Here is a 17,114-nt window from a genome sequence, read left to right on the forward strand (position 1 = left end):
CCTACTCTGCCCGCATCACTTCTGCTGGGCGTACTTTTGATATGAAGATCGACGCGAGTGCACTGCCGATGATGGCGATGATCAGCGCCGCACCGATGCCGTAGAGGATGATCTCCCAACCAACAGTGGCAGTGATATTTTCTGCACTTTGCTGGAGAGCTCGTCCGGCGCCACGACCTGGGCCGCTCATCATGCCGCCAGCCTGCGTAGTTGTGCTAGAGCTTGATACGAGTGCGCTAGTGATAGGCGCTGCAGCTGCGACGCCGATACCAATACCGATAATAGCGCCGAGGAGTGTCAGTGTGATCGCTTCAGCAATAAACTGACCCATGATGATTACATTGCTACCGCCGATGGCTTTGATGACGCCGATTTCTCGGCGGCGTTCGCGGACGATCATGATCATAGTGAGTAAGATGATGATCGCGCCGGCAAAGACTGCCCCAATGAGGCTATAGAGCGAGATGGTCTGAATATTTTCGAGCGGTGCGACAGCAGACTCGACGGTGCTGGCAGAATCGGTCACATCACCACTATCGCCCATCACCTTCTTTGCTGCGGTGCTGACACTCGAGATGTTATCGACGCTGTCGACATTGAGTGTGATACTCGTGAGTTCGTCGACTTGGTCGCTGAGTGTTTGGACGACGGCGAGCGGCATGATTACTTGGTTGTTGGTAAACTGCGTGCCGGTGTCGTAGATGCCCACGACTTTGAACTCAGTGCCATATGCCGTAAAGGTTGAGCCGACTGCCAAGCTGTTTTTGTCAGCGATCGCTTTGCCGATGATGGCGACGTGCTCGGTGGAGTCTGCTGCAAAGCTTGTGCCAGAAGTGAGTTTGAATGTTACGCCGTCCGATGCGAGCGCCTTCTCTGGATTGTTGCTGCCTACAACAGTGACGGGCGGTGTAAAGGTGCGGGTGACGGTGCCCTGGGAGCTGCTTGAGCTTGACTCACCCTGCCTGCCTTCTCCATTCTGCATTTGTGGCGGCGCTTGCTGGAACCCGACCCCGGAACGTTCTGAATTACGCTGTCCGAGTGAGCCAGCATCGATGCCAGATTTAAGCGTGGTGTTGTCGGTCGTTAAGCGATCACTGACTGTCTGGATGGTGCTTGAGACATGATCGATAGCAGTTAGTTTGGCGGCTTGGTCTTTGGTGAGTGGTTCGCCGCCACCTTCGAAACCACGGGCACCCGCTGGTGCGACGCTGACTGTGTTGCCGACCGATGATTTGATAGTGTCTATTTTGGCTGTGACTGCCTGGCGAGCGACGAGCATGGCAAGAGCCAGTCCGATGCTGATGCCGAGGATGATCACGATGGATCCTGTGCGTATGATGTTGCGAAAAGCATTACGTGCCCCCCGGGATATCATATTCATATACTTCTCCTTGGTTATGGTTTGTTGTCTGTCAAAAGGATATGACCAAGAGATAAATCGAAACTTAAACACATAGGTGTTGCGTATTTTTGTAAATAGTATAAAGATATTGCTTTTTTATTATTTTTATGTTATAATGCATTTGTCTCGGAAAGTATACAATGTTGTGTAACAAGTACGGGTGTAATCCACTGGTCAACGATGATCAGTTAACAATCAGAGTACAACAGAATACAACCCACCCTCACTCTTTAGAAAGCAGGTGATTCAGATGTTTCGTGTTTTCGTGCGCGCTATCGCGCTCGTCACACTGGCACTGGGGCTTGTGCTTGGCGGTTCCTCAATCGCTCAGGCAGCCCCGGTCGAGTTCGACTCGTCTTCCATCTATGCCTACGGTGGTACTGGTAACCCCAGTGCCGCTGGCATGAAGGATTCGGCAGCAGGACGCGTCGCACAGGGCGTCAGCCCTGACGTGCCGGTTTCCGAGATGTACGCTGTGAATGAGTTTCGGTTCGATACGGGGCTCTTCGACAAGACCTACTCGGACAGTCGCAATGAAACGGCGGCGAGTATGGTGCAAACTGTCGAGGCAGCGCCGACCCTGGCGAAGAAGACCTTGGTGGTTTATAGCCAGACCGGTGACGCCGCGCGTATCGCTGCGCGGGCACTTGTGGCGAAGGGTTTTCCTGCCGATCAATTACTGATTGTCGCTCAGGGAGACCCGGGCCGACAGGGTTCGACCAAGGGCATCGCCCAGGTACTCCGCGCGTTCAAGATTCCGGTACTCGGCGTTGATTTCGACGAGGATCAGAGCACCAGCGGCGTCAAGGTCGTGTCGATCTGCAAGGTCGGCGTGAACGCGGATCCGATCTGCGACATGCCGAGCGACCTCGATCCGATCAAGGGAGCAAACCGGCTGGCAGGTTTTTTCACGGCGCACGGCAGCTACGGACCCGACCTCAATATGTCGAATGCGACTATTTCGGTGTACGGCAATGAGATCGACGTAGATGTCCCGACGGACACCCCATCGCTCGTTCTTCTGGCTCGCGGTGCCGGTATTGGTGTGCCCCAGGAGCTGTCTGACGCATTGTCGGATTATCTCTTGACGGACCACAGTTTCCCGAAGCTCGAAGAGATCTTCCACGGTGATTTCCTCCCGGAACTCGCCGAGGGTCTGCTTCAGCCCAAGAAGCCCGCGCCGTTGCCTGTGCCGCAGGTCCCCACCAGCCCGGAGGAGATCCCGGCTGTCGTCGGTGACTTCGCCGGTCAGACCACAGTCTATGTGGCCGAAAATGCAGGTGCAGCTATCGGGAGTGCCGCTGGTGGTGCTGTTGGATCGAATTTCGGTCCGGCAGGAACCACCCTTGGCACTCAGCTGGGTGAGCGTGTCGGCCAGGCAGTTGGCCGTGAAGTGGGCGAAGCTGCTGCGCCTGTCGTGGCGGATATCGCCGCTGGTGTGGTGGAGTCGGTGCAAACCGGTAACCCGCAGCCAGCCGTGGATGCCATCAACCGGGCACTGCCTGCCGGCGTGCCCCCAATCCACCTGCCGTAGGAGCGGCTGGTATTCTGTCCTTACTACCCTGGTTGCAAGCCCGGATCTTCGTGTGTCATCACGATAGATCCGGGCTTCAACTCATTTTGGGGGCTTTGGACTACACTAAAAAAGAAGGTATGCGTACATACCTTCTTTTTTCTTGGCTGGGGTGGAGGGATTCGGTCACGTCTCGCGACCCCGCGAGTTCACGATTGACGATACATCGTCATCGGAACGTCGCTCTCAAACTGCCACTGGCAGTTTTCGCCCCCTCATGCCACTCAGGGCTTCGAATCACTATCTCTAGACAAAGAAAAAAGTCCTAGACCTGAAGGCCTACGACTTTTTTCATGGCTGGGGTGGAGGGATTCGAACCCCCGAATGCCGGAACCAAAATCCGGTGCCTTACCACTTGGCGACACCCCAATGTGTCTGTTCAGCGGTACTTATTTTACCATGCGGGCGCCAGAAGGTCTAGCTGTCCACTTTAGCCTAGTGTTTGAGCGCAAGTGTGGTGATGAGGCTATCGAACGTCGGGTTGTCGGGCGCTATATAAATACCTGCGAGCTGCGAGTTGCTGTCAAATTTGAGTACGGTACCTGGTTGTGTGACACCAAACTGCTCTGCAATATCCTTATGTGTAGCCAGAGTTATCCGGTAGATATGTAGGTCGTGCGGGAGTTCGCTTGCACGGGTTCGCAGCTGACTATCGAGTGCAACACTTGGCGCATGAGTGCTATCGTAGAAAAACAAGATGCGTGGTTTGCTGCTGGCGGCACGAAATACTGCCTCAGAAAACTCCTCGTAACTCGCACCCGTGCTTGATGCTGCCAGTGACGGATTTTTGCTCGTAGTAGTTGTTTTTTTCGTGCTGGTACTGCTGGACGATTTTGGTGTTTGCTCTGCTGGCACCGTGGAGGTGCTAGTAGAAACAGTCGTGCGCTCCTCGGTAGGTTGCGAATCTTGCCGAGTACCTACGAGCGCAGTACTGATACCGACTATGACAACGAGCAATACAATGCCTGCGGCTGCTATAAGTTTAATGCTCATGCGTAGCTCCTCCCTACGCGACGCACAGTGTGACGTGAGTGCCATTTGAGTAGCTCGCTAGTGGCGAGCAATAGAGCAGCGCTCACTAGTGAGCTGATGAGCACATCTTGTGGCTGGACAGGCACCATGCCAAGCCACGTGCCCGCCGGACTTTGTATAAGTATAAGTTGCAGCAATACTACCGCTACGACACCACCGTATACAAGCGGGCTGAAAGTACGGAATCGTACTAGTGTTGAAGTATGGTCGCTGCGGGCCGAGAGTGCACTGACGATCTGCATGACAACAAACATAGTAAAGACAATAGTTTGAGCATACGCGTAGCCGAACTGCGATGAATAGTAGATGCTTGCGATAAGACAAACAAGCATCATGATAGTGGAGAGTAGACACATGCGCACGATGAGATATTTGGGCAGTACACTTGCACGAGGCGAGACAGGGCGACGGTCCATGATATGGCGACTATGAGGCTCCAAGCCGAGCGGTAACACGAGCGCGAGACTGACTATGAGATTGATCCAGAGGAGCTGCGAAGGGAGGAGCGCTGGCGCAGTAGCGAGCAGGAGCGAGCCTGCTATCAGCGCCATCTCTGCGATATTGGTAGTGATGACGAACAAAAACATGCGGCGAATATTGCCCACAATTGTTCTGCTCCATTTGATAGCCTCCAGTGTGGTTGCAAAGTTGTTGTCGAGTAAGATAAGGTCGCTCGCATCGCGCGCAAGTAGTGAGCTATGCGCTGTAGAAATACCTATGTGTGCCTGAATAAGCGCCGGGATATCATCGGTGCTGTCTCCTGTAGCGGCAACAATATGATGATGACGTATGGCACTGAGAAGGCGATGTTTTTGGTCGGGCGCAGTACGGGCGAAGACAGTGACCGTCTGAGCGACACGAGTAAGTTCTGGATCGCTCATGACTGCAAGTTTGCGTGCGTCGAGCACTTGACTGCGGTTTGTCGCAATTCCAAGCTGGCGTCCGATACTGTAGGCCGTCTCTACATGATCTCCCGTGACCATGCGCACACTTATGCCTGCATGCGTAGCGGTGGCAACAGCGTGTTTAACGGCTGGTTTGAGCACCTGTGCAAATGCGACGAAGCCGACGAAGTGAAGGCGTTGACGTTTGGCAAGTTGACTGGGTTTGGTAATGGGCTGAGCTAGCTCGCACCATGCAATAGCTAGCACTTGGTGACCATTCGCGGCGAGCCGCTGCAGCTCGAGATGCGCGTGTTCATACTCCGCGTCCGATAGATCGGCCATGCGCAAAATTTTTTCCGGTGCTCCTTTGAGCACGAGGCAGTACTTACTTCCATGATGCCAGAGATTTCCACTGACGCCACTCTGATGCTCAAACGCAAATGTGTGGGCGGGCTGAATATGGCGTGCGGCCTGGTGTGGGATGTAATTTGCGAGTGCAGTGTCATGTTCGTCGCGGACCGATGTGGCAGAAAGTGTCGCCTGCTGGCATCTGTTTAGGAACTCTTTTGTAGCGACAGAGGGTGCACACCATGTGGCTGCAACAGAGATCGTGTCACGCGTCAGCATGCCTGTTTTGTCGGATACGAGAGCGCTTATGAGGCTGAGCGGTTCAATAGCATGAGTGTGTCGTACTAGCGCGCGATGCGCGTACAGTGTGCGAAGTCCCTGGGTAGAGACAAATGCTACGGCAAACGCAAGTATTGCGGGTACAGCGGCAACGATGATCGCACTCGCGTATTCGGCGATTTCCTCGAAAGGCATACTGTAGGCTGCGCCAAGCGCCAAAATGCCTACGATGATACCGAATAGTATGATGACAACGAGATGTACGAGGCGTGCGATTTTTTGCTGCAATGAGCTGCGTCTTGATACACGGGCCGCTCGCTGCAGCAGTTTGCCGTACTCTGTACGATTACCCGTGCTAGTGATGACTGCTACCCCGCTTCCACTCACGACGTAGGTGCCACGGTAGACCATGTTGCTGCGCTGCGGCAGCTGGGTTTCACTATGAAGTGTCTGGGGACGCTTTGCATCGGGTTCAGTTTCACCTGTAAGTTGGAGTTGGTTAACCATGAGCTGCGCGCTGTGCACGATACGTCCGTCCGCGGGTATTCGATCACCTGGTTGCAATGTCACTATGTCACCCGGTACCAGCTCGGCCGTGTCGATATGTACTTCTATACCATCTCGGCGTACGCGTGCTCGTCCAGTTGCCTCCGATTCGAGCGTACGAAGCGTGTGCTCGTGCGAGAAACTCTGCCAGTATCGCAGCGAGGCATTGAGTACGATAATACTCGCTATCAGGACGCTTTCTGCTGCATTGTTTGCTGTGATACTGATCGCAAGTGCGATGAGGAGTAGTACCATGAGCGCGCCCCGAAAAGGTTCGCTGGCAATATGCCAAAACGAACGCCGGGAAAGCCTGAGGTGATTTGGGCCGTGTGTTTTGAGCCTCGCTTCGGCATAAATTTGGTGCAAACCCTTTTCACTCGACTTGAGTTCGTCGAGTACATCGCTGGCGGATTGGCTATGATAAAGCATTAGCTTCATTATATCAAAAGCAGCGCGCTCCGAGGGGGTGACTTCGAAGCGCGCTGCTGGCGGGGTGAATTATAAGGGTTACTAGCTGATGCGAACGAGCTGCATACTACTTGTACGCAAGCCGCCTGCCCATTCGATTGTCTCTTTGGCTCTACGACCGAGGAGACTCTGGCCAAGTGGGCTGTTGACTGAAATGCGCCCATCGCTCGGATTGGCTTCGAGGCTACTGACGACAGTATAACGCACCATACGTCCATTTGTGTCCATGAGATCGACGACCGAACCAAGAGCTACTTTTAGTGCGTCGCGTTTACGAGGCAGCTGAACTGCTCGTGCGAGCTGGTCATGCTTTTCCTGGATGTCATTTGCAATCATTTCGATGCGACTTTGAGCTTCGATGCGTTCGTAGCGATCTTCGCGACTGTCGGTGCGGTCAAGCTCGCGGAGTTCGTGTTGTGCGTGGTGGAGGAGCCGTTCGAGAGAAGCAATTTCTTTCTTGAGCTCTTTCATGCCTTTTTTGCTCAGATACACAGTTTCTTGTTCTGTTACAATCATGGTCAATGCTCCTTTTCTTCGTGTTTATGTGATCTCTGCTGATCACTGACTGCAGTATGCCAGACGAATCTGAGTGTTTACTGAATTGCTTGAGAATTGTAGCTAATACTACAACGCACGTGTCTGCGACAGAGGTATTCGAACCGTGAACGTGGTAAAAACGCCCGGCTGACTGCTCGCGGTGAGCTCACCATGGTGGAGCTCTACAATTTTCTTTGCCAGTGGCAGCCCAAGACCATAACTGGCGTTTTCTTCTAACGTTCGTGATGAGCTAGCTCGATAAAATCTCGTAAAAATATGCGGGAGTTTGTCTGGAGCGATGCCAACTCCGATATTTGTGACGCTGAGCTCCACGCTTCGAACACGGCGTTTAAGCGAGACAGTTACGCGAGTGTCTGAAGGGCTGTATTTGAGGGCATTGTCGAGCAGCACGACTGCCAGTTCGGTAATACTGGTAGGATTTGCTTCTATGTCAGGAAGTTTTTTGACAGCTTCTACATCAATGCGATCGGCCCGTTCTCCGAGTGAACGAATAGCAGTGTCGACTGTTTCGGTAATATTGAACTTACGCCACTCAAGCTCGCTGTACTCAAGCCGGGCGAGCTTGAGCAACGTTGAAGATAGCTCGCTCAGTCGATCAACTTCCTCTAGGTTACTCTCGAGAATTTCGCGGTAATCTTGTTTGGTTGCGCCACTATCAGATAAGATGACTTCGAGCTCTGTTTTCATGACGGCAAGTGGTGTTTTGAGCTCATGGCTTGCGTCACTGGTGAACTTGGTCTGAGCCTCGTGAGCGGCCTCAATCGGTCGGAGGGTACGCTTGGCGAGAATGTAGGACGCGACACTTGCGATAGCAAGCACGGCAAGATTAGCATATAGGAGCATGCCTACAATATTATGTTCGGCTTCTGCAATTTGACGGTCACGTACTGTTTCAAAATTGAAGTCAGATTGGGCGAGTACGGTGGTACTTTGCGCCAACCGGGCTTCTATGACTTCAAACCTGGCGTAGAGCTCACCGCTTGCAAAATTGTAGACGAGCACGCTAAATACGAGACAGACCAGCATGATACCGGCCAAATACCAGATGGTAAGTTTGAGTGTGGCTGATTGAAACATTTTTGGAATGTTTTGCATGGACTAGTGTGCCTCAAATTTGTAGCCGACACCGCGGACGGTTTTGATGTAGTGTACCTTGAACCTGTTATCTATTTTGCCGCGCAGATATTTGATATAGACTTCAACCGTATTTGGCAAAATATCTGCATCAAAATCCCAGACGTGGCTGATGATTTGCTCCTTGGAAACCGGACGACCCTCCGATCGCATAAGGTATTCGAGTAGTGCTTGTTCTTTGACAGTAAGATCGAGTAATTCCCCATCGTAGCTTGTCTCGTGTAGCGTGGTATTGAGGGAGAGCTTGCCTGCGCGCAGCACAGTATCTTGATGAATCGTCGGTCGGCGGAGTAGTGCGCGCACACGGGCGAGTAGCTCGTCGACGGAAAAAGGTTTCGTGAGGTAGTCGTCCGCCCCGGCGTCCAGTCCTTCTGTTTTCTGCTCGGTACTACCAAGCGCCGTGAGGATGAGCGCAGGTGCATCTATATCTTCCTCTCGGAGTTTGCGAAGTAGTGCAACACCATCTGCATACTCACCCGGCAGTAACCTGTCAACGATCATGATATCGTATGGCTCGGTACTCGCCATAGCATAACCACCGTCACTGTCATGCTCGACATCGACAGCATAGCCTTGTCCTCGCAGTGCTCTGGCAAGCGCATTGGCGATTTTGACTTCGTCTTCGATCACCAGGATGCGCACAGCTATGCTCGTTTTTTGAGGCTTAGAGTTTTAAGTGACAGTCTCCCGTCGTACTGCATGGCGCCGTAGCGAAACAGGCGCACCGCAAGCAGGATGATGACAGTGCCAAGCACCATGAGCATGCTGATCACAATAGCGGCGTCAACTAGGCCGAGGGAACCAAATGCGTTGCGAAGTAAGGCTGTAACTGGTGCGGTGTATGGGAAGAATGTGAAGACTTGTACCACAAGTGCGCTCGGGTCGCTGAGGATGAGCATGATGATATAAAACGGTATGAACATGAGGAGGATGGCAATGCCAAAGTATTGGCCTGCTTCTTTGGCTGTTGGCATGACAGCACCAACAGCTACAAGTGTACCGGTGAACAACATGAGTCCTCCGATCATAATGAGTGCACCTATCACCATGGCAGTTGGATCGACAACAAGCTGTGAGATCATGTTCGCGTTTGGAAGATTGACAACTTCCGAGCCAAGTACAAAGTATGCAATGACTGCTGGCGTAATCATTACGGCCGCCTGCACGATACCTGCCAGAAATGTCGCAAGAAGCTTGCCTACGATAAGAATGGTTGGATTAAGCGTGGTGAGAATCATCTCAGTAACGCGATTTTCTTTTTCTTCGACAGTACTATTGAGAAGGTTGTTGCCAAGCATGGCAATTGTAAAATAGAAAAAGAGGAGGAAGAGCAATGGTGGAATGGCTGCAAGCCAGCCGGCAGAGACTTCCCCATCTTTTTTATAGGTGGTGGTGTCACTCGAGACAGATCCCTGTGTTACGGCTATTAATCTCGGATTTGCAATTGTCGCAGCAGCACTTGTCTTCAGCATCTGTTCGGCGACAGCAGAGTATTTGCCATTATTGAACAGTCCCGCGTCTTTGCCGTAGACTTCTACCTGTGCCTTGTCGAGGTTGGCGGGATAGTAGAAAAATGCGTCAACCTTGCCTGTTTTGACCTCCTCGATCGCAGTCGCTTTGTCGGTGACTGGCTGGGCGTCAAGTTTGTCAGCTACTACTGGTAATACGACGCTCGAGTCGTCTTTGTATTCGATACTAAACTTCTCCTGGGCAAGTTTTTCACTACTGTCGCTTGAGGTCTTGCTACTGTAATAGACGATACCGATGATAACGGCGAACATGAGTGGAAATGCGAGTGTGGCAATCCAAAACGAAGGCTTTTTGACAGTACGCCAAAACTCAAAACTAATAACTGTGCCGAGATTATGTCGAGATGCCATATCTATTTCTCCTCCCCTTCACTTGCGGCGTCTTCGCCGTACACATGAAGAAATACGTCATCCATGGTTTTCTTTTTGAACTGCTCTAGTACTTCGGGCACTGTACCATATGCCGCCTGAGTGCCATCTTTGAGTAAGATTAATCGGTCGCACAGTCGCTCTACCTCGCTCATGTCATGAGTAATGAGGATGATAGTCGCACCCTTGGCACGCTGAGCTTCGATAATATCCATAAGTAAACGGCGATTGACTGGGTCGAAGCCTTTGGTTGGCTCGTCGAGAATGAGTACGTCCGGGTCGTTCATAATCGTCACGCCTAGCTGGACCTTTTGCTGTTGTCCACCAGAAAGTTTATCGACTTTTACTCTTGCTTTGTCTTCGAGCTTGACACGCTTTAAGTAGTCGAGTGACCACTGTTTTGCTTCTTGTTTAGCGAGGCCTTTGAGCTGACCAAAGTAGGTCATGACATCGAGAACTGACTCTTTTTTGTAGAGGCCGCGTTCTTCTGGCAGGTAGCCGAGCATACGGCCATCTTCTGGCTCAAATGTCTTGCCGTTGATAGTGAGTGAACCGCTGGTGGGCTGATAGATACCAAGGAGCGCACGCATCGTTGTCGTCTTGCCGCTACCATTGCTACCGAGGAAGCCAAACGTTTCGCCCTTTCGAACTTCAAATGATAAGTCGTCGATGACTGTTTTGTCGCCAAATTTCATACTAAATTGGTCGACGGTGATGACGGGCGCTGCTGATTTGATCACGTGTCCTCCTTTTGGTGCTCTTATTATACTACCGCACCAGGCGGCCAGAGTGCAACAGATGTGGTACTATAGTATAAATGAAAAAAGCTTTGGAGTTTGAAATCCACCACCGGTTGGACGGTGCGCTCGCGCGGACAGGTACTATTACGACGCCGCACGGTTTGATCGAGACGCCAGCGTTTATACCCGTAGGGACCAAAGCAACATTGAAGGCATTGACCCCTGAGCAGCTGCGAGCTGCTGGTGCCCAGGCAGTACTGGTAAACGCTTACCACCTATATCTGCGTCCTGGCCATGAACTAATTGACCGTGCGGGCGGCGTACACGAATTTATGCACTGGGATGGGCCAACTTTTAGTGATAGTGGTGGATTCCAGGTGATGAGCCTCGGCGTAGGATTCAAAAAAGTTGTTGACATGGAGGGTGATCCCGACCAGAAAACAACCAACAAGAAAGACAAATTGGCATGGATAGACAACGATGGTGTGAACTTTAAATCGCACCTCGATGGTAGCATGCATCGATTTACACCGGAGCTAAGCATGCAGATCCAGCATGGTGTCGGCGCAGATATCACGTTTGCGTTCGACGAATTGACGACGCTGTTTCATGACTATGATTACCAGGTGGAGAGCCTGCACGAGCGTACGCATCCGTGGGCAGTGCGGAGTTTAGCGGAGCATAAACGCTTGAACGTAGAGCGTTCACACCGGCCGCCACAGGCGCTCTTTGGTGTAGTGCAAGGTGCCGACCACGAAGATTTGCGTCGCGAATGCGCGCGATTCCTAGGGGGTATGGATTTCGATGGCTATGGCCTGGGCGGAGCGCTGCGCAAAAGTAACATTGGCAACAATGTACGCTGGATGTGCGAAGAATTGCCAGAGGATAAGCCGCGCCATATGCTGGGTATATCCGAGCCAGATGACATTTTCGACTGTATTGAAAACGGTGCCGACACCTTCGACTGCGTGTCACCTGCTCGCGTGGGACGCAATGGTGCGCTGTATACAAAGCGAGGCCGTGTTAATATTACACGCTCGGAGTTCAAAGAAAAACTCGAGCCCTTCGACGCTGACTGTGATTGTTATACTTGCCAGAACTTCACCGCCGCCTATCTCCATCACCTCTTCAAGTCAGATGAACTGCTGAGTAATACCTTGGCTACAATTCACAACGAGCGCTTCATCGTGCGCTTGGTCGATGATATCCGCGCCAGTATCGCTGACAACTCTTTCTTTGATTTCAAGCAAGAGTTTCTTGCAGGTTACTACAGTAAGCGCGAATCAGCCTAACTATCGACATAAACTGGTCAACCACAAGCATATTTGCTATGCTGTGAGCATGCATACTTTTCTTGTCATACTCCACGTTACTACTATGGTCGCTTCGATGACGCTGATGTCTGGTGCTATCGGACTCGGTATATTTGGCAAACGGCAAGCTGTGCGAGCGGCATCGTACGGTATGGGCGCAACGCTCGTAGGCTTCGGATCGGGGCTTTTGCTCATGCTGGCGGCACCACTTACGCTGAAATGCGCTATGCTTACGAGCTATCTGCTCGCAGTATCGGTCCTCTACTATGCTGGCTACGGTGCTGGCAATGTCGCAAAAGCACGCTTCGTGCGACAAAATAACTAGCCTTTATCTCTATATAGGAAAGCCCCGCTGGCTGCGGAGATTCCTATGGAGTCTCAACGCGCCAGGCGGGGTATAAACTTAGCTGCAAGACTCGCCAAATTGCCGGCCAAGCCGCTCCCATAATGACCACCGGTTGCCAAAGAAGTTGCACTGAGCTGCGGCAAACATGAGTTGAGTCGCGCGCACCACATACATGCCTTGGGACGCGGGAACAGGTTCGATAAGCGTTGTCTGTTCAAGCATGTTCAGGAAGTTGCGCCAATCATATGACACCCCAAGCCTCGGGTGATGGTCGAGATGGAATTGGGCATGATATCGTATACTCTCGTACGCTTTCAGTATTGCATAGTGTGCACGTGGCGTGTCGAGTTCGAGCCAGGTTGTCATGCCGTAGCTCAGCTTGGGCGCAGCAGCACCATAGATTAGCCCGCATCCAAATTCTTGCAATGTGATAAGCGGTTCGTCACTCATGGATCCACCTCCTTGTAGGATGAGTGATGTCCATAGTATACACCTGCTGTGCTATACTATTGAACATAATACGTGAGGTAATGGTATGAAAGTCCGTATAGAAATAGATACACATACGTTTGTGCGGTTTTGGCTAGTCGTGATTGGGTTTGGCCTGGCTGGACTGGCAATTTATAGTGCACGAACCGCTCTTGTTATTATTGGCGCAGCAGCTTTTTTGGCACTTGCGCTGAGTAATCCGGTTGCCAAACTGGCGGATAAGATGCCAGGTAAAAGCCGTATTGGGGCAACTGCCGCAGCATTTGTATTAATTGTCGCGTTTTTGGGAACATTCATCGCACTCATCGTGCCACCTATTATCGAGCAAACTGCCAAAGTAGCGGACAACGTGCCGACACTTATCGACTCCGCACAAGAGAATTGGCACTTGGCTGACGAGTTCGTGAAGCGCTACGGGCTCGAGTCACAGGTAGACTCAGCGCTCAACAGTGCCAAGGAAAATGCCACATCGTGGGCCGCAAATATCGGCTCTTCATTTGTCTCGAGTCTGGGCTCTCTGTTTAATACCGTTGCTGCGATCTTCCTGGCGCTTGTACTGACGTTTCTCATGCTAGTAGAAGGACCCACTTGGCTCCGTAAACTCTGGGGGGTATATACTGACGAAGACAAGATGGAGTATCACCAACGCCTGGCGCGCCGTATGCACATGGTAGTGACGGGCTACGTCACTGGTCAGATTGCAGTGTCAGGTATTGGTGCGCTTTGTGCGGGTTTAATGGTATTTATTCTGCACTTCTTCTTCCCTGCTGTACCGATGAACCTGGCACTACCTACAGTTGCAATTGCGTTTATCTTCTCGCTTATCCCAATGTTTGGTGCAACCATTGCCGGTGTGCTGATTACCGCACTTCTCGCATTCAATAACGTAACAGCTGCAATTGTCTTCGTGGTATTCTTTGTCGTATACCAACAGATTGAAAACAACTTCGTGTCGCCAACGATTCAAGCGAAGACGGTCGAGCTGTCAGCACTTGCCGTACTAGTTGCAGTGACTATTGGACTCTATGTGTTTGGTCTTGCGGGAGGTATTATCTCGATTCCTATCGCCGGTTGTATCAAAGTGTTGCTCGAGGATCATTTCCAGCAGACGAAAAAAGCGCGCAAGAAGAGCGACAAGCCACTACATAAGTTGGTGAAGAAGTTGCAAGAAGAGGCTTAGCAGCAGTTTGTCATTCCAGATCAAGTCTGGAATGACAGGCGCGCTACTTGTATTCCCAGATCGTATGATGCGCGGTGTCACGCACAGCGATACCGTCTACCGCTAGCCGATCACGTAGCTCGTCCGATTTCATCCAATCTTTGTTCTGGCGAGCTTGCGTGCGCCCTAGGATAAGTCGCTTCTGATCATCTGTAATATCCGGAGTACTCTCTATTAGTTGGAGACCGAGTATATCATCAATCGCTTCAAGTAGCTCAGTAAGCGTGTGATGATTGATATGGTCGAATCCACGTGCTTCGATATCACTAAATGTTTCGTCAATGATGCGCAGGGCTTCGGGTGTATTCAAGTCATCGCTAAGTGCTTCACGAATAGCGCCTATGGCCGCTGGCGAAGGATCCATCTCGTCGTTCTGGTGTAGACTGTCGTGTGTTTGGTGACGCAAGGCAGCCACATTACGCCAATGCGAGAGGCGATTCTGGGCCGCCTCCAGGTTTTCCCAGGTGAAGTTGCCTTCGCTACGGTAATGTTTGGTGTAGACGAAAAGTTTGAATGCCATAACACTGTAGCCTTTTTCTTCAATATCTGCGAGGGTGTAAATATTACCGAGGCTCTTGCTCATTTTGGTGCCGTCTACTTTCATGTGGTTGGCATGTACCCACATGTTGGCAAACGTGGTGCCGGTGAGACTCTCGGTCTGAGCGATTTCGTTAGTGTGGTGTACTGGGATGTGGTCGATACCTCCAGTGTGAATGTCGATCTGGTCACCGAGTAGTTCACGCGCCATCACGCTACATTCTAGATGCCAGCCCGGGAAGCCGGTGCCCCAAGGACTCTCCCATTCCATGTCGCGTTTTTCATCTGCGGGCGAAAACTTCCAAAGCGCGAAGTCTGTCGGATTGCGCTTACCTGTGTCGGCTACACGCGCACCAAACTCTAGGCCGTCGATATCAAGCCGCGCCAACTTGCCATAGTCGCTGAGTTTGCTGGTGTCGAAATAAACACCGTCATCGATAGTATATGTATAGCCTTTTTTCTCGAGTTCTTCGACAAACGCGATTTGCTGTGGAATGTAATCCGTGGCACGTGGCAAATGTGTTGGGTGGATCAAACCTAGCTGGCCGTAGGCTTCGTGGTCGGCGATATCAATGTATTTTTGTGCCACATCCCAGGCGGTTTTGCCTTCGCGTAGGGCACCTTTTTGCATTTTATCCTCGCCTGCGTCGCCGTCATCGGTCAGGTGACCAACATCGGTGATATTTTGCACGCGAGTGACATCGTAGCCCTCTACTTGGAGTATGCGTACCAGTAAGTCCCAGTAGATATATGCTACCCAGTTGCCGATGTGAGGCTGGCTGTAGACAGTGAGGCCACAGGTATATATGCTCACCTTGCCTTCTTCGAGCGGCTTTAGCTCGTCAGTTTGACGGCTCATGGTGTTATAGAGTTTCATTGCTGTGTCCCCAAGGCCTTGTCGGTTGCTTCGATAAGCTCACGGATAACCTGCTCTTCACTTTCGTAGACACGAAACCCAGCAGCGTATTTATGGCCACCACCACCGAAGTAACCCGCTACGTCGGCCGAGATAGGACTGTTGCTACGGAGTTTGCCTGTCAGTTTGCCGTCTGGATATGTCTTGATCGCCACGGCGAGCTCAACGCCGATAACAAGGCGCATTTCGTCGAGTACGAGCACGCTGGGATTGTAGGCGTCGCTGTAGGCTTGAATCTCTTCGAACGGGATACGTACTAAGGCGAGCTTACCATCGCAGAAATATTCGACACGTTCGATGAGGCGGCCTTTGTAGGCTAAGATTTCTTGCGGCTTTTTCATAAACTCGCGGCGGCGCTCTTCGATAGCGGCTACACTGGCACCGAGTGCAGTGAGCTCTCCGGCGATCTTGAATGATTCCGGTTGGACATTTGGCGTGGTAAGACCGAGCGTGTCCGATTGTAGCGCAACCATCAAGTTCTCTGCTGCTTGCGAATTAATAGTCCAGCCCGCTTCTTTTGCGAGATGATAAATGACCTGGCTTGCCGCCGGCGCTTCTTCGATGAGTAGCTCGTACTTGAAGCTGAGATTTGGTGCAGTCTCCGTGTGGTGGTCGATAACTAGGACGTCGTGCGTCTCTAGGTAGTGGCGTGCACCGCGTGCTTCGAGCACCTTGCTCATGAGTACGTCGGCTGTGGTGTCGACGATGATTGCGAGGTCTGCCGTAGTGTCGAAATCATTCACAACTCTATCCCACCCCTGGATGTAGCGCATGTATTTTGGAATTTCTATCGGACAATACAGCACGACTTCTTTGCCGAGATCACCGAGGATTTCTTCGAGCGCTAAGCTACTGCCTAGGCTGTCGCCATCGGGGTTTTCGGCTTGGATGACGATGATTTTGCTAGCTGAAGTGATGAGTTGAGTGGATTTGTCGAACATTACTTACTATTGTAACAGAGGTATAGTTCACATAGAATATTGACAAAATACATAAAATTTGCTATAATATAAACATGACCAAAATGGTCAGTAGATTGATAGATAGACCATTGGCCATTCTCATCTCAAGGAGAGCGAAATGAGTGACAATACCCCCAACATACTCCCGACCACCACTGTGCTTACCATGGCTCTGATCGGGGCGGCCTTATCGGATGGGGTCATGTCAGACCTCTTTCGTGTCAGCTCGGCGCTAACGGGCGCTTGGCTCTTCGGCGTATTTCTCACCATCATCCTCCATTCACTAGTGGAGAGGGATTTCAATGAGAAGAATGCCGCTACGGACGAGAGCGAAACCAAGAAGGCCTTGACCGACCGCAAGCGCAAGCACCTCGCAAGACGCTCTAAAAAGGCAAACGCCATCCTGCGGCGACACTGTGACTGTTTTTCAATCTACAACCCCTCGCATGTATTTGTGAGGGGTTGTTGAA

The 17,114-nt window shown here is 51.6% G+C and carries 16 protein-coding genes and 1 tRNA gene; 5 read left to right on the plus strand and 12 right to left on the minus strand.

The annotated features are described in order from the left end of the window. Position 1: 1 nt before the first annotated feature. Positions 2 to 1,381 (minus strand): ABC transporter permease, encoded by a 1,380-nt coding sequence (locus tag GII36_RS02670; protein WP_260764269.1) that lies wholly within the window; start codon positions 1,379 to 1,381, stop codon positions 2 to 4. Positions 1,382 to 1,652: 271 nt separating this feature from the next. On the opposite strand from GII36_RS02670, the gene GII36_RS02675 reads away from it, so the two are divergent. Further along, entirely contained in the window at positions 1,653 to 2,936 is a 1,284-nt protein-coding gene (locus GII36_RS02675; protein WP_376787566.1) for a PE-PPE domain-containing protein, read from the plus strand. A 333-nt stretch (positions 2,937 to 3,269) separates the two neighbouring features. Here GII36_RS02675 and GII36_RS02680 read toward each other — a convergent pair. The 8 genes from GII36_RS02680 to GII36_RS02715 form a co-directional block, all read right to left on the minus strand. Continuing rightward, positions 3,270 to 3,344: transfer RNA gene (locus GII36_RS02680), tRNA-Gln, on the minus strand. Between the two features lie 66 nt (positions 3,345 to 3,410). Further along, a complete protein-coding gene (locus tag GII36_RS02685; protein ID WP_260764277.1) occupies positions 3,411 to 3,968 on the minus strand; it encodes a hypothetical protein in 558 nt (185 codons plus the stop codon). Next, entirely contained in the window at positions 3,965 to 6,493 is a 2,529-nt protein-coding gene (locus GII36_RS02690; protein WP_260764279.1) for a cation-translocating P-type ATPase, read from the minus strand. Before GII36_RS02690 ends, GII36_RS02685 begins: the two co-directional genes overlap by 4 nt. Before the next feature lie 81 nt (positions 6,494 to 6,574). Next, a complete protein-coding gene (locus GII36_RS02695; RefSeq protein ID WP_260764281.1) occupies positions 6,575 to 7,048 on the minus strand; it encodes a GreA/GreB family elongation factor in 474 nt (157 codons plus the stop codon). Between the two features lie 108 nt (positions 7,049 to 7,156). Next, complete coding sequence (locus GII36_RS02700; protein WP_260764283.1) at positions 7,157 to 8,185, minus strand: sensor histidine kinase; 1,029 nt, start codon at positions 8,183 to 8,185, stop codon at positions 7,157 to 7,159. Between the two features lie 3 nt (positions 8,186 to 8,188). After that, positions 8,189 to 8,866, minus strand: a complete 678-nt coding sequence (locus GII36_RS02705) for a response regulator transcription factor (RefSeq protein ID WP_260764285.1) — start codon at positions 8,864 to 8,866, stop codon at positions 8,189 to 8,191. Between the two features lie 2 nt (positions 8,867 to 8,868). Further along, on the minus strand, positions 8,869 to 10,104 hold the full coding sequence (locus GII36_RS02710) for an ABC transporter permease (RefSeq protein WP_260764286.1): 1,236 nt from the start codon (positions 10,102 to 10,104) through the stop codon (positions 8,869 to 8,871). Between the two features lie 2 nt (positions 10,105 to 10,106). Further along, the gene (locus GII36_RS02715) at positions 10,107 to 10,817 is read right to left on the minus strand and encodes an ABC transporter ATP-binding protein (protein WP_376787567.1); all 711 of its coding nucleotides are present in this window, start codon (positions 10,815 to 10,817) and stop codon (positions 10,107 to 10,109) included. A gap of 122 nt (positions 10,818 to 10,939) precedes the next feature. Between GII36_RS02715 and tgt the strand changes: the two genes are divergently transcribed. Then, a complete protein-coding gene (gene tgt / locus GII36_RS02720) occupies positions 10,940 to 12,154 on the plus strand; it encodes a tRNA guanosine(34) transglycosylase Tgt (protein WP_260764288.1) in 1,215 nt (404 codons plus the stop codon). A 49-nt stretch (positions 12,155 to 12,203) separates the two neighbouring features. Further along, positions 12,204 to 12,500 (plus strand): hypothetical protein, encoded by a 297-nt coding sequence (locus tag GII36_RS02725; protein ID WP_260764289.1) that lies wholly within the window; start codon positions 12,204 to 12,206, stop codon positions 12,498 to 12,500. A 78-nt stretch (positions 12,501 to 12,578) separates the two neighbouring features. On the opposite strand, the gene GII36_RS02730 is transcribed toward GII36_RS02725, so the two are convergent. Further along, positions 12,579 to 12,971: a hypothetical protein gene (locus tag GII36_RS02730; RefSeq protein ID WP_260764290.1), complete on the minus strand. Its 393-nt coding sequence runs from the start codon at positions 12,969 to 12,971 to the stop codon at positions 12,579 to 12,581. Between the two features lie 85 nt (positions 12,972 to 13,056). On the opposite strand from GII36_RS02730, the gene GII36_RS02735 reads away from it, so the two are divergent. Next, positions 13,057 to 14,190: an AI-2E family transporter gene (locus GII36_RS02735; protein WP_260764292.1), complete on the plus strand. Its 1,134-nt coding sequence runs from the start codon at positions 13,057 to 13,059 to the stop codon at positions 14,188 to 14,190. A 43-nt stretch (positions 14,191 to 14,233) separates the two neighbouring features. Here GII36_RS02735 and cysS read toward each other — a convergent pair whose 3' ends face one another. Beyond that, positions 14,234 to 15,625, minus strand: coding sequence for a cysteine--tRNA ligase (gene cysS, locus GII36_RS02740; protein ID WP_260764294.1), 1,392 nt, complete (start codon positions 15,623 to 15,625; stop codon positions 14,234 to 14,236). Positions 15,626 to 15,639: 14 nt separating this feature from the next. Then, a complete protein-coding gene (locus GII36_RS02745) occupies positions 15,640 to 16,623 on the minus strand; it encodes a DHH family phosphoesterase (protein ID WP_260764295.1) in 984 nt (327 codons plus the stop codon). A gap of 223 nt (positions 16,624 to 16,846) precedes the next feature. Between GII36_RS02745 and GII36_RS02750 the strand changes: the two genes are divergently transcribed. Beyond that, the gene (locus tag GII36_RS02750; RefSeq protein ID WP_260764296.1) at positions 16,847 to 17,113 is read left to right on the plus strand and encodes a hypothetical protein; all 267 of its coding nucleotides are present in this window, start codon (positions 16,847 to 16,849) and stop codon (positions 17,111 to 17,113) included. Position 17,114: the final 1 nt, after the last annotated feature.

The sequence above is a fragment of the Candidatus Mycosynbacter amalyticus genome, from assembly GCF_025273655.1.
Classification (GTDB): Bacteria; Patescibacteriota; Saccharimonadia; order Saccharimonadales; family Saccharimonadaceae; genus Mycosynbacter; species Mycosynbacter amalyticus.